The organism is Hyphomonadaceae bacterium BL14 (genome assembly GCA_027627705.1).
In the GTDB taxonomy this organism is placed as follows: Bacteria; Pseudomonadota; Alphaproteobacteria; order Caulobacterales; family Maricaulaceae; genus Oceanicaulis.
Window position 1 is genome coordinate 1,319,977 of the sequence record CP091242.1, and the last position, 12,119, is coordinate 1,332,095.

A 12,119-nucleotide genomic window follows, 5' to 3' on the forward strand; every position below is an offset into this window, starting at 1 on the left:
CATCCCCGCTTGCCGCGCTCGTGCGTTATACCGCTTCAGCCAGAATTGGCCGCCACAAGCGCAAATTCTCAACCGCCTTGCCACAGCCGAGCACGACACAGGACAAGGGCTCGTCCGCGAGGCTGACCGGCAGTCCGGTACGGTCGCGCAGCTCGGTGTCGAGATTGCGCAGCAGCGCACCGCCGCCCGTGAGCACAATGCCCTTGTCCACGATGTCGGCCGCCAACTCCGGCGGCGTGGCTTCCAGCGCCTGCTTCACCGCCTCGACGATCTGCTCGACCGGCTCGGCAAGTGCGTCGGCGATCATCGCCTCGGTGATGACGATTTCGCGCGGCACGCCGTTCATCAGGTCTCGGCCCTTGATGTCCAGGGTCAGGCCCTCGCCCTTCAGCGGCGGCATGGCCGAGCCGATTTCCTTCTTGATGCGCTCGGCGCTGGTCTCGCCGATCAGCAGATTCGCCGAGCGGCGGATATAGTTGATGATCGCCTCGTCCATCTTGTCGCCGCCGACCCGCACGGAACGCGAATAGACAATGCCCGACAGGGACATCACCGCCACTTCGGTGGTGCCGCCACCAATATCGACGATCATGGAGCCGGTGGGTTCATCAATGGGCAGACCTGCGCCCACGGCAGCGGCCATCGGCTCATCAATGAGATAGACCTTGCGCGCGCCCGCGCTGGCGGCGCTTTCATGGATGGCGCGCCGCTCCACCGCCGTGGCACCGGACGGCACGCAGATCACCACTTGCGGGCTGACAAAGGCCTGCCGGTTGTGGACCTTGCGGATGAAGTACTTGATCATTTCCTGCGCGACTTCGAAGTCGGCAATCACGCCGTCGCGCATGGGACGGATGGCTTCAACATTGCCCGGCGTCTTGCCCAGCATGAGCTTGGCTTCCGCGCCGACGGCCTGGACGTGCTTGCGCCCTTTTTCGATCTTGTAGGCGACTACGGAGGGCTCGTTCAGCACCACGCCGCGTCCCTTGACGTAGACCAGCGTATTCGCGGTCCCCAGATCGATCGCAATGTCGGCGCTCAGCAGGCCGAACAGGCTGGAGAACATGGCATGACCCGTATGATCCGGCGCCCGCGCCAAAGACGCGTGCGCCTATGGTAAAAAATGGCTCTAGTCCTTGTGCGATGCTCCGGGCGTCTTTGCAAGCGCGTCACCCGCTTCCCTGTCAGCCGCCTCGCCGTCCGCCGGACCGGTCAGCCAGCGCCGGGCGATCAGCATGGCACCCAGCCATCCCCCCGCCGCCAGAAGCGCTGATGCCGCCAGCCACAGACTGCCGCCGCCGACCAGTTCGATCACGCCGCGTCCGGCAAAGGCGACGAGGGCAATTTTGGGAATGATGCCAATGGCTGTCCCGGCGAAAAACGCCAGAAACGTCATGCGGGACACGCCGGCGGCCATATTGACCACAATAAACGGCGCGCTGGGCACATTGCGGATGATCATGCTCGCCCAGAAGCCGTTGCGTCCGACGAATTCCGAAATGCGATTGACCGTACGCCCGCCATAACGGCGCACCACGTCCGCACCGGCAAGGCGCCCGGTGTAGAAGGTGACGCTGGCCGACACCAGGGTCGCGATCCACGCATAGCCCGACCCGCTCCACGGCCCGAACGCGAGTACGCACGCGGCGATCAGCGCAAACTGCGGGGCACCGATATAAGCGAGCACCGTGAAGGCCAGAACGGTGGCCGGGAGCGCGTAATACCAGTGGCGTGCGGTCGCGCCGAGCCATGTATTGATGGCGTCGGAATCCACCAGACCGCTGCGCCCGACCACGAACATGGCCGCCACCAGCGCGAACAGGCCGAGCGATATGACCACCGCGCGTACCGCGCGTGCGTCCATGTTGGTGAAAAATCGGATCACTGCATCCAACCGCATGCCACTCCCGCCCCGCATGTCCTGATGCGGTCCTTTGCAAGCCCGGCGCCGTCAGCTGCGCCGCGCCGCCCCGGCCCGGATCGCGTCGCCGGCCGCCTCCACAGGATGCGCGGCTGCCGCGTTGCGCCGGGCCATAAGCGTTTTGCGTCCGGCTTCATAGTCCGCCACCCAGCGCTGCGCAAATGCGCCGGACGTGACGTCTGTCACAATAGCCTCGAACACCGGACGGACCGCCTGGCGGATTGCGCCTTCAACCTCGTGCGCACCGAATTCGGCTGTGTCAGAGATGGCCGCATACATGCCCGCCATGCCACGATCATGGATCAGATCGGCGATGTATTTGATCTCGTGAACCGTGTCGATATACGCCATTTCCGGGCTGATCCCGGCTTGTATCAATGTTTCAAACCCTTCGCGGGCCAGCGCGCAGACGCCGCCGACCAACACCGCCTGCTCGCCCAGAATGTCGGCCAGTGCCTCTTCGCGGAAGCTGGTCTCGCGGATGCCCGCACGCCCGCAGCCGAGGCCTGCGAGATAGGCCTTGGCCAAATCTCCGGCCCCGCCGCTGGCGTCCTGGTGCACAGCCCAGAAGCCCAACAGCCCGCCGCCGCGTTCGAACGCAGACCTTACCGCCCCGCCCGGCCCCTTGGCGGCCGCCAGCACCACATCGGCGTCCGGGGCCGGTTCAATCAGCCCGTAATCGATGGAGAACCCGTGACACAGGATCAGTGCCTGACCCGGCTTGCGGTGTGGCGCAATATGCTCGCGCCAGATCTCGCCATGAGCCTCGTCGGCGGCCAGCAAGGAGACAATGTCGGCGCGCCGGGCTGCTTCATCCAGGCCCACCACTTCAAACCCGTCGCCTTCAGCCCGCGCCCGGTTGGGTGATCCCTCGCGCAGTGCCACCAGAATGGCCTGCGAGCCGGTGTCACGCAGATTGAGCGCATGGGACCGGCCATGATTGCCATACCCGATAATTGCCAGCGTGCGGCCATGCAGCGGCGCGCGATCAATATCGGCCTCGTAAAGGACGTCGGTCATGATGGCGTACTTTCAAAATTGGCGTCCAGAATGACCTCAAGCTCGGCGCAGGCGCCTTTCGGGTCAAGGCTGGTCATGCGGGCCCAGTCCGGGTGCTGGTTTGAGAACCAGGTAAATTGCCGTTTGGCGTAACGGCGGCTGTCGCGCTTGGCCGTTTCGATTGCCGCTTCCAGAGGGCAGCGCCCGGCCAGATAATCCAACAGCGGCGGCAGGCCCACCGCCTTCATGGCCGGCAGGTCCGGCGCGAGTGCGCGCGCAGCGATCATGCTGGCCTCATCCAGCGCCCCGCCTGCGATCATCGCATCAAAGCGCGCCTCGATGCGGGCATAGAGCGCAGCCCGGTCGGGCAGAATCGCCACGCCCAGCGCGCGGGCCGGATCAATCAGCGGCCGGGTATCGGCCTGCAGCTGCGACAAGGGACGCCCGCACGCGCGCGCCACAGCAATCAGGCGCATCAGCCTCTGGCGATCGCCCGCCTCGACCCGCGCCGCGCCCGCCGCGTCCAGCTGATCTGCCTCGGCGCGCAGGGCCTCGACCCCGCCGCGAGCGTAGAGCGCGTCAATTTCGGCCTGGATTGCATCAGGGATTTCCGGTGCCGGTGCCAACCCTTCCAGCAACGCCTTGAAATAAAGACCCGTCCCGCCTGTCAGCACGATACGGCGTCCGCGGCTGCGCACATCGGCAATCAGATCGACCGCCAGGCGCGTCCAGCGCCCCACCGAACACCGCTCGCCCGGGTCAATCACCCCGAACAGGTGATGGGTCACGCCGCCCATCTCGTCGGCACCGGGCCGCGCGGTGAGCACGCGCAACCCCTCATAGACCTGAAGGGAGTCGGCATTGATGATCTCGGCGTCCAGGCAGCGGGCTGCGTGAATCGCCAGCGCCGTCTTGCCCGACGCGGTCGGGCCGCCGAGGAGCACTATGTCACGTTGGCCGCTCACCCGCGCAGGGTCTGGAGCAGGTACTGGCCCTGCCGGTTCAACGTCACCAGCACCGGTCCGCTGGCCCGCGCGGTGTCAGCAAGCTCGCGCGCCTGAGCCAGGCTCTCGACCCGCGTCCAGGCGATTTCTTCGAGCACATCACCCACGCGCACCTTGCCCGCCGCGTCACTGGTGGCTTCGACCGCGGTGACGACCAGGCCCTCCGCGTCGGGATGCACACGGTATTGCCGGCGCAGCGCGTCCGTCATGGGTGCCAGGGTCAGCCCGAACAGGCTGGTGCTTGCCGTTTGGGCGGGAGCGGTCTCGCTCTCATCGCGCAGCCCCGGACGAACCGCCGCCGCCCGCTCGCGCAGGCGGGCGATCTCGACATCCAGGGTCAGGGATTCCCCGCGGCGGAACACTTCCAGCCGGACGCGGGCGCCGGGCTCGGTTTCAGCCACGATGCGCGTCAGGCGCCGGTCATCGGCGACCGCGCGCCCGGCGATCGCCAGAATCACGTCGCCCGCCTGCAAACCACTGGAGGCGGCGGGACCTTCAGGATCGATCCGGGTCACCACCGCGCCACGCGCCGAGGACAGGCCCATGGCGCGCGCCATGTCCGGCGTCACGGGCTGGACATTCACGCCCAGCCAGCCACGGCGGGTTTCACCATATTCGATCAGCTGATCGATAACGGGACGCGCCACGGCGCTGGGCACCGAGAAGGAAATCCCGACACTGGCACCGGTAGGCGAGAAGATGGCGGTATTCACCCCGATGACTTCGCCATCCAGATTGAACAGCGGCCCGCCCGAATTGCCGCGATTGATGGACACGTCGCTTTGCAGATAGTCGTCATACTGGCCGCCGATATCGCGCCCGCGTGCGCTGATCACGCCCACAGTGAGCGAACCGCCCAGGCCGAACGGATTACCGATGGCCACCACCCAGTCGCCCACGCGCGCGGCATCGCTGTCACCGAAAACCACGTGAGGCAGCACCTCGCCGGCATCCACGCGCAGCACAGCCAGATCCGTTGCAGGGTCGCGCCCGATCACCTGTGCGGGGAGCACCCGCCCGTCCTGCAGCACCACCTCGACGGCGTCGGCTTCCTCGATGACGTGGTTGTTGGTGATCACCAGGCCTTCACCGTCAATGATGAAGCCTGAGCCCAGCGAGCGGGCCATGCGTGGCCCCTCACCGAGCATGTCGTTAAACCGCTCCAGCGGCGAGCCCGGCGGAAACACGGGCAGGCCATCGGCCGCGCCCACGCGCTGGGCTGTGGCAATATTGACCACAGCCGGGCTGAGCCGGTCATTGAGGTCGGCAAAGCCTTGCGACGGCTGGCCGAAGGCAGTGCCTGCGGCCGCAAGGGTCAGCGTGACACTGGCGGCGAGAATGGCAAATGGGCGCATGGCGGGCTCCGGCGGCAAAGTGTACAGAGACTTAACGCGCTGCGGCATCCCGCGCCAAGGGGACGTCTGCGCGCGCTCTATCCGATCCGGGTCACAAGCGCGACAATCCCCACCCCGGCAGCGACCGCCGCCAGACCGGCCAGACGCAAATGCGCAGGGTCAGCGGCCGACGCCATGGCGGCCATCTTTTTCATGGAGCCGGGAGCGGCGGCGTAGCATGCGCCCTCAAGCACGCATGCTACGCCAAGCCCGATCAGCAGCCATTCCATCATCAACGCGGCGAAGGGGCCGAGCCGCGTTCGCTGCGGAAGTAACGGAAGAACTCCGAGTCGGCAGGCACGATGATCGGCGTGCCGGCCCGCATCGCTGTCTCGTAGGCGATCATCGTGCGGTAGAAGTCGGCGAACTCGGGGTCCTGACCATAAGCCGCAGCGAAGATGCGATTGCGCTCGCCATCGCCTTCACCCCGGACGCGTTCGGAATCGGCGCGGGCATTGGCCAGAATGACCTCCACCTGCCGGTCGGCGTCCGCGCGCACCTCGCGTGAGCGCTGCTCACCCTCGGCGCGGATCTGCGCCGCTTCCTGCTGACGCTCGGCGCGCATGCGTTCGAACACCTGGGTGGCGATCTGCTGGGGCAGATCGGCGCGCTTGATGCGCGCATCAATGATTTCAATGCCGAGATCCTGGTTCAGGGCCTGGGTCTCGACCGCCACGCGGATGCGTTCCATCAGCTCGGCGCGCTGGCCGGAGATGATCTCGTTGGACGGCATGGAGGCGACCACGCCGCGCACCGAGTCGTCCATGATTGCCTGAAGGCGCTGGCGCAGACCGCGCTCGTCGCGCACCGTCTGGAATACCCGCAGCGGGTTGACGACCCGGTAGCGCAGGAACGCGTCCACAACGATCCGTTCCTGGTCCGACGCCAGGATTTCAGCCGGGTTGGTGTCGAACTCGAGATTGCGCTTGTCGAACATGGTGACAGTGGTCACGAACGGCGTGCGGAAGTGCAGTCCGGCTTCGCTCGGGCGCGGGTTTTGCGGATCGACGATCGCGTTCACCACGCCGACCGGCTCACCGAAGCGCAACACCAGCGCCTGCTGGCGTTCGGTCACGACGTAGAGCGAATTCATCAGAACGATGACGCCCACAACGACCAGGGCAAGAATGAGGTAGATGATCGTGCGCATGACTTATTGGCCTCCCGTGCGGCCGCGCGACTGGGTCGCGCTGTTCTGGGGGGCCGCACCCCGGTTTTGTCCAAGCCTGTCGAGCGGAAGGTAAGGCACCGCGCCGCCATCGGCTTCCAGGATCATGAGGTCCGAGCGTCCCAGCACCTGCTCCATGGTTTCGAGATACATCCGCCGGCGTGTCACTTCGGGTGCCTGCTGATATTCCGCGTAGATAGAGTTGAAGCGGTCAGCCAGACCGGCCGCCTCGGCGATCACGCGCTCGCGGTAACCGCGGGCCTGTTCGTCGATACGCGAGGCTTCACCGCGCGCTTCGGGGATGACCGTGTTGGCATAGGCGCGGGCCTGAAGCTCAAGCCGGGTGCGGTCCTGACGCGCAGCGTCCACATCGCGGAAAGCGTCAATCACCGTCGCAGGCGGGGTTGCTTCTTGCAGCTGGACTTCCAGAACCTGGATGCCGGCCGAGTAATTGTTGAGCGCGGTCTGGAGAATTTCACGCGCCCGGCGGCCCACTTCGGCGCGGGCCTGGGTGATGATCGGCTGCAGGTCGTTGGTGCCGACCACTTCACGCATGGCGCTTTCGGCCAGGGCTTTCACTGTGCCCTCGGGATCACGCACATTGAACAGGAAGTCGCGCACGCCATCCGGCTCCGTCAGATCAACCCGCCACTGCACCGTGAAGGTGATGTCGACGATGTTCTCGTCGCGCGTCAGCATGAGGCTTTCCTGCGGGGTTGTCCCGACGCGGATTTCGCGCACTGTCGTGACCGATTCCAGCTCCACGGTTTCCACCGGATAGGGCAGCTTCAGACGCAGGCCGGGATCTTCGATACGCTTGAACTCGCCAAAGCGCAGGACCGCACCGGCCTGATCAGCACCGACGAAATAATAGAAATTGCCCGGCACCGCGACCCAGATGAAGACCGCCGCCACGATGATCAGGCCGGCCAGCCCGCCGCCGCCGCCACCGCGCCCGCCGAACAGGCCGCCGAGCCATGCCTGGAGTTTGCGCACCGCATCTTCCAGATCCGGTTCCTGTCCACCAGGCCCGCGGCGTGGACCACCCGGTCCGCTTCCCCAGGGGTTATTGTTCTTGCCGCCGCCGCCAGGCGACCCCCACGGACCACCGCCGCCTGCATTATTATTCCAGGGCATAGTGTTTTCGTCTCCCGGCATAAAACCCGTGCGCCGCATCGGAGCGCGCACTGTGATGCAGTATCTGAACGCTCACTGCCTCAGGTTCAAGGGAAACCGGACATGTGACCGGTCACGCCGCGCAGTGAGGCCCGGGTCAAACCCGCTCCAGCACCCGCGCCACAAAGGCGGCATCATCGCCCGCGCCCGCCGCCACGCGCTCAGCCGTGACTTCGCGCCACACCCCCGGGTCGAGCGCCGGGAAGTGCGAATCGCCCTCGGGCTCCAGATCGACTTCGGTCAGGTAAATGCGCGCCGCGCGGTCCAGCACCGCGGCGTAAATCTGCGCGCCGCCAATGATACAGATCTCGGATGCGCCCTGCGCCATGGCTGCCTCTTGCGCGGCCTTCAGCGCGGCATCGAGATCGGGCCGGACCAGCGCACCAGGCGTCTCCGCCAGCGTCCGGCTCACCACGATATTGACCCGGCCCGGCAAGGGCTTGCGCGGCAGGCTGTCCCAGGTCTTGCGCCCCATCACCACCGGCTTGCCCAGCGTGACCTGCTTGAATCGCTTCAAATCCGACGAAATCCGCCACGGCAGATCGCCGTCCCGGCCGATGACGCCGTTTCGGGCGACGGCGACGACGAGGGCGATGGGGGTCAAAGCGCCATCCGGTAAACGTAGGCGTCTTCAATGTAGACGCCGTCTATCCAGTTTCCTGTGAACCGGGTGCCACTCATGCCATCAACCCGCATGAATTTTGACAATGCCCGAACCAGAGGATCGCTAGCAGGAAGCAGTTTTATGTCAGACAGATCGAACGGCGTGGATTGCTGATTGAATGCCCGGCGGATCTTCAGGAGTTCGTCGGTCACAGCCCCGCCGCTGAAACCTTCAGGCACGATAACGAGCCTCCACCCACCCAGCTCTGAGTAATAATTCCAGAATGCGGCGCACACAGGATAGCCGTTGGAATCAAGCGATCGCAGCGCCGCCTCGCCTGAGGCAACGCGATCATTCACCAGAACGTCTTGATCCATGCCTGAATTCCTTCCTTATCGACAGCAGCCGAAACGAACTCTGTGGCCTCCGGACGAGAGATTGTCTCATAACGCGCTGTAATGGACCATGCCCGAACGACCGACCATCGCACCTCGAACCTCGAACGTTACGTCCTCAACCAGCCTTGCTTGCAGCTGAGCTTTGATGCCGGCAAGCCCAATCAATTCGTCCAACTGGTGCGAATGAGCGCGCTCAACAATTTTCCTGTCAGGCAAAACACCATCGAGAAAACGATCGCAAATAAGCGCCTTCAGGCTGCACTCGACCGCGATCCCAGCCAGATGAACCGCATTGGTGTGCCGATGTGCCTCTAGCAGCATGTGCGCATCTTCTGCATGCATCTCTGCCAGTTGCTGGAACTGCCGCTTTGAGGTCATCTAATGCCTCACACCGCCACCGGTGCCTTGATCGCCGGATGCGGGTCATAGCCCTCCAGCGATATGTGCTCGTACTCCAAGGCGAACAAATCGGTCACTGACGGGTCCAGCATCAGGCGCGGCGCACGGCGCGGCGTGCGCGACAGCTGCTCACGCACCTGGTCCATGTGGTTTGTGTAGATGTGGGCGTCACCAAACGTGTGAATGTATTCACCCGGCTCATATCCCGTAGCCCGCGCCACCATGCACAGCAGCAGCGCATAGCTGGCGATATTGAACGGCACGCCCAGGAACATGTCGGCGCTGCGCTGGTAGAGCTGCAGGTGCAGGCGTCCGCCCAGCACCTTGAACTGGAACAGGGTGTGGCAGGGCGGCAGGGCCATGGAGGGCACGTCCGCCGGGTTCCAGGCTGACAGGATCAGGCGGCGGCTGTCGGGCGTAGAGCGAATCGCCTCGAGCAGATCGGCCAGCTGATCGATCTCCCGCCCGTCCGGGCCGGTCCAGCGCCGCCATTGCTTGCCGTAGACCGGGCCGAGCTCCCCGTCCGCGTCGGCCCACTCGTTCCAGATCGACACCCCGCGCTCCTGCAGCCAGCGCACATTGGTCATGCCCTTGATAAACCAGAGCAGCTCCACGGCCACGGACTTGAAATGCACCTTCTTTGTGGTCAGGAGCGGGAAGCCACCGGCGAGATCACAGCGGATCTGGCGGCCGAACACGGCGCGCGTGCCGGTGCCGGTACGGTCGCTCTGGTCTTGGCCGGTCTCGATGATCTCACGCAGGAGGTCGAGATAGGCGCGCTCGGCCGGCGAGCCTGCAGCGTCGCGGGACAAATCGGGATGAGGGTGGGCCATCGCCATAAATCACTCCGCTCGTGTCGAGGCGTCATCTCGGACCGATTCGGCGCCAGAGGGCGCGCGCTGACAAGAGCTGTGCTGATCAGCAGCGTGGAAAAGCGCCCCGCCCCGGAGCGCCACATCCAGATTCCGCTCGACAGGCTCAAACAGGTGAGCAATAGTCACTGGGCCAGAACAAAGGGGGTACAACTATGATTGGATACGTAACGCTCGGCAGCCGCGACATCCAGAAGGCAGCGCCTTTCTATGACGCTCTGGCCAAGGAGCTCGACACTCCGCGCATGATGGAGAGCGACAGCTTCATCGCCTGGGGCAAGCCGGATGGATCGGCTGGCATCGGCCTGACCCTGCCCTTCAATGGCGAGCCGGCCACTGTTGGCAATGGCGTCATGGTCGCGCTGGCCGCGCGCGACCATGACCAGGTGCGCCGGCTCTACGAGATCGCGATAGCGATGGGCGGCAAGTGCGAAGGCCCTCCGGGCCCGCGCGGCGAGACCTTCTATGCGGCCTATTTCCGCGATCCCGACGGCAACAAGCTCAATGCCTTCGTGATGGTCTGATCCTCACCCCGCCGGCGGTGGAGCAGGAACAACTGAGAGGGCAATGGCTTCACTAATGCCCTCTCAGTTGATCTCGCAGGGCGTCACAATTGCGGTATCGATACTGGCGATGGCCGTAGAGACGGGCGGAGTGCTGGGCATTGCGGTTCTGCTCCTGGCAGGCCGTGATCTGGGCCTCGACCTGGCGCTCGCGCTCCCGGCGCGGTCCGTCACGCTCGGCGGCGGCGCGCTGCTGCTCGGCGTGACGGGCTTGCAGGGCGCGGTGCTCGGGTGTGCCATGATAGCTTTCGCCGTACCAGGGCCGGCCGTCTGCTGTGGCGGGCAAGCACCCGCCCAGCATCAGGGTGCCCAGAGCCACAATCAGGATGGCTTTCATTGTCTCGTCTCCACAGTGTGCCCGACACCTGCACGGCATCTGTGGATCAGACTGACCGCCGCACGATCAGGCTGAAATCCCCTGTTCAGGGGGGGGCATGGACTGATCGCACGGGCACACAGGTCAGGGCCCGCAGCACCGCCGCGCCGCAGCTCTGGCGCCGGGTCATCAGCTGCTGCCGCAGCGCGTTGCCTTTGCGTCCGTGATATTCGCGATGCCCTTAGAGCGGGGCGCGGTGGCGCAGATGCCGGTCTTCATGCTTGCAAGCGCGCGAAGCGCCGCCGCCGCCCTGCCGGTCCGCTTCCCGTAAAGGGACATAACCTTTCGCGTTATAGCTGCACGCCAGACGCGCCTGTCGGTTGCATGGCGATGAACACCGTTTCAGTATGCGCTTTCAGGTGTGAGCCCCTAGCCAACGGAATTTTGACAGATCATGCGATTTGAAGGCACGTCATCCTATGTCGCCACGGACGAGCTCGCCGCTGCCGTCAATGCCGCGATCATTCTGGAGCGCCCCCTTCTGGTGAAGGGCGAGCCGGGCACGGGCAAGACCGAACTGGCCCGCCAGGTCGCCGATTCGCTCGGCGCACCGCTGCTCGAATGGCACATCAAATCCACCACCAAGGCCCATCAGGGCCTGTACGAATACGACGCCGTGGCGCGCCTGCGCGATTCCCAGCTGGGCGATGACCGGGTCCATGACGTCGGCAATTACATCCGCAAAGGCAAGCTGTGGGACGCGTTCACCGCGCCCGAGCGCCCGGTGCTGCTGATCGACGAGATCGACAAGGCCGACATCGAATTTCCCAACGATCTCCTGCAGGAGCTCGACCGGATGGAGTTCAATGTCTACGAGACCGGCCAGACCATCCGTGCCGAGCGCCGGCCGGTGGTGATCATCACCTCCAACAACGAAAAAGAGCTTCCGGACGCGTTCCTGCGCCGGTGCTTCTTCCACTTCATCGCCTTTCCTGACGAAGAGACGATGGAGCAGATCGTCAAGGTCCACTTCCCCGATCTCAAAGGCCGGCTTCTGTCAGATGCGCTGAGCAAATTCTTCGAGATGCGCACCGTGCCGGGCCTGAAGAAAAAGCCTTCGACATCCGAGCTTCTGGACTGGCTCAAGCTCCTCCTGGCCGAGGATATTGACCCGGCCGTCCTGCGCGAGCGCGACCCGCGCAAGCTCATCCCGCCCATGCACGGCGCGCTTTTGAAGAACGAGCAGGACGTTCAGCTATTCGAGCGCCTGGCCTTCATGGCCCGCCGCGACGGCGGGTGAGCGGA

General features: G+C 65.0%; 15 protein-coding genes. 2 read left to right on the forward strand and 13 right to left on the reverse strand.

The features are described from left to right. Positions 1–25: 25 nt before the first annotated feature. The 12 genes from L2D00_06335 to L2D00_06390 all read right to left on the reverse strand — a co-directional run bounded on the left by L2D00_06335 (position 26) and on the right by L2D00_06390 (position 9,896). The gene (locus L2D00_06335) at positions 26–1,066 is read right to left on the reverse strand and encodes a rod shape-determining protein (GenBank protein ID WBQ14299.1); all 1,041 of its coding nucleotides are present in this window, start codon (positions 1,064–1,066) and stop codon (positions 26–28) included. 63 nt (positions 1,067–1,129) lie between these two features. Further along, positions 1,130–1,900, reverse strand: coding sequence for a VTT domain-containing protein (locus L2D00_06340; protein WBQ14300.1), 771 nt, complete (start codon positions 1,898–1,900; stop codon positions 1,130–1,132). Between the two features lie 51 nt (positions 1,901–1,951). Then, positions 1,952–2,941: a ketol-acid reductoisomerase gene (ilvC, locus tag L2D00_06345; GenBank protein WBQ14301.1), complete on the reverse strand. Its 990-nt coding sequence runs from the start codon at positions 2,939–2,941 to the stop codon at positions 1,952–1,954. After that, positions 2,938–3,885 carry a tRNA (adenosine(37)-N6)-dimethylallyltransferase MiaA gene (gene miaA, locus L2D00_06350; GenBank protein WBQ14302.1) on the reverse strand — a complete coding sequence of 316 codons (948 nt, stop codon included), beginning with the start codon at positions 3,883–3,885 and terminating at the stop codon, positions 2,938–2,940. Before miaA ends, ilvC begins: the two co-directional genes overlap by 4 nt. Next, on the reverse strand, positions 3,882–5,279 hold the full coding sequence (locus tag L2D00_06355; protein WBQ14303.1) for a Do family serine endopeptidase: 1,398 nt from the start codon (positions 5,277–5,279) through the stop codon (positions 3,882–3,884). Before L2D00_06355 ends, miaA begins: the two co-directional genes overlap by 4 nt. A 77-nt stretch (positions 5,280–5,356) precedes the next feature. Next, a complete protein-coding gene (locus tag L2D00_06360) occupies positions 5,357–5,551 on the reverse strand; it encodes a DUF2065 family protein (GenBank protein ID WBQ14304.1) in 195 nt (64 codons plus the stop codon). Beyond that, positions 5,551–6,468, reverse strand: a complete 918-nt coding sequence (locus L2D00_06365; protein ID WBQ14305.1) for a protease modulator HflC — start codon at positions 6,466–6,468, stop codon at positions 5,551–5,553. The genes L2D00_06360 and L2D00_06365 overlap by 1 nt, the downstream gene beginning before the upstream one ends. 3 nt (positions 6,469–6,471) lie before the next feature. Beyond that, a complete protein-coding gene (gene hflK, locus L2D00_06370) occupies positions 6,472–7,623 on the reverse strand; it encodes an FtsH protease activity modulator HflK (protein ID WBQ14306.1) in 1,152 nt (383 codons plus the stop codon). 136 nt (positions 7,624–7,759) lie between these two features. Continuing rightward, a complete protein-coding gene (locus L2D00_06375; protein ID WBQ14307.1) occupies positions 7,760–8,266 on the reverse strand; it encodes a dihydrofolate reductase in 507 nt (168 codons plus the stop codon). Then, positions 8,263–8,643, reverse strand: a complete 381-nt coding sequence (locus L2D00_06380) for a hypothetical protein (GenBank protein WBQ14308.1) — start codon at positions 8,641–8,643, stop codon at positions 8,263–8,265. The genes L2D00_06375 and L2D00_06380 overlap by 4 nt, the downstream gene beginning before the upstream one ends. 66 nt (positions 8,644–8,709) lie before the next feature. After that, positions 8,710–9,042, reverse strand: a complete 333-nt coding sequence (locus L2D00_06385) for a hypothetical protein (protein WBQ14309.1) — start codon at positions 9,040–9,042, stop codon at positions 8,710–8,712. Positions 9,043–9,050: 8 nt separating this feature from the next. Next, positions 9,051–9,896 carry a thymidylate synthase gene (locus tag L2D00_06390; protein WBQ14494.1) on the reverse strand — a complete coding sequence of 282 codons (846 nt, stop codon included), beginning with the start codon at positions 9,894–9,896 and terminating at the stop codon, positions 9,051–9,053. A 194-nt stretch (positions 9,897–10,090) separates the two neighbouring features. Between L2D00_06390 and L2D00_06395 the strand changes: the two genes are divergently transcribed. Next, complete coding sequence (locus L2D00_06395; protein WBQ14310.1) at positions 10,091–10,459, forward strand: VOC family protein; 369 nt, start codon at positions 10,091–10,093, stop codon at positions 10,457–10,459. Between the two features lie 52 nt (positions 10,460–10,511). Here L2D00_06395 and L2D00_06400 read toward each other — a convergent pair whose 3' ends face one another. Further along, the gene (locus L2D00_06400) at positions 10,512–10,835 is read right to left on the reverse strand and encodes a hypothetical protein (protein WBQ14311.1); all 324 of its coding nucleotides are present in this window, start codon (positions 10,833–10,835) and stop codon (positions 10,512–10,514) included. 433 nt (positions 10,836–11,268) lie between these two features. Here L2D00_06400 and L2D00_06405 point away from each other — a divergent pair, with 433 nt between their 5' ends. Next, positions 11,269–12,114, forward strand: coding sequence for a MoxR family ATPase (locus tag L2D00_06405; GenBank protein WBQ14312.1), 846 nt, complete (start codon positions 11,269–11,271; stop codon positions 12,112–12,114). The last annotated feature ends 5 nt before the right edge of the window (positions 12,115–12,119 follow it).

Excerpts from the sequence above, each read along its gene's own strand:
- hflK (WBQ14306.1), bottom strand. The coding sequence starts at position 7,623 with ATGCCCTGGAATAATAATGCAGGCGGCGGTGGTCCGTGGGGGTCGCCT.
- L2D00_06405 (WBQ14312.1), top strand. The coding sequence starts at position 11,269 with ATGCGATTTGAAGGCACGTCATCCTATGTCGCCACGGACGAGCTCGCC.
- L2D00_06385 (WBQ14309.1), bottom strand. The coding sequence starts at position 9,042 with ATGACCTCAAAGCGGCAGTTCCAGCAACTGGCAGAGATGCATGCAGAA.
- ilvC (WBQ14301.1), bottom strand. The coding sequence starts at position 2,941 with ATGACCGACGTCCTTTACGAGGCCGATATTGATCGCGCGCCGCTGCAT.
- L2D00_06365 (WBQ14305.1), bottom strand. The coding sequence starts at position 6,468 with ATGCGCACGATCATCTACCTCATTCTTGCCCTGGTCGTTGTGGGCGTC.
- L2D00_06355 (WBQ14303.1), bottom strand. The coding sequence starts at position 5,279 with ATGCGCCCATTTGCCATTCTCGCCGCCAGTGTCACGCTGACCCTTGCG.
- L2D00_06390 (WBQ14494.1), bottom strand. The coding sequence starts at position 9,896 with ATGGCCCACCCTCATCCCGATTTGTCCCGCGACGCTGCAGGCTCGCCG.
- L2D00_06360 (WBQ14304.1), bottom strand. The coding sequence starts at position 5,551 with ATGATGGAATGGCTGCTGATCGGGCTTGGCGTAGCATGCGTGCTTGAG.
- L2D00_06340 (WBQ14300.1), bottom strand. The coding sequence starts at position 1,900 with ATGCGGTTGGATGCAGTGATCCGATTTTTCACCAACATGGACGCACGC.
- L2D00_06335 (WBQ14299.1), bottom strand. The coding sequence starts at position 1,066 with ATGTTCTCCAGCCTGTTCGGCCTGCTGAGCGCCGACATTGCGATCGAT.
- L2D00_06395 (WBQ14310.1), top strand. The coding sequence starts at position 10,091 with ATGATTGGATACGTAACGCTCGGCAGCCGCGACATCCAGAAGGCAGCG.
- L2D00_06380 (WBQ14308.1), bottom strand. The coding sequence starts at position 8,643 with ATGGATCAAGACGTTCTGGTGAATGATCGCGTTGCCTCAGGCGAGGCG.
- L2D00_06400 (WBQ14311.1), bottom strand. The coding sequence starts at position 10,835 with ATGAAAGCCATCCTGATTGTGGCTCTGGGCACCCTGATGCTGGGCGGG.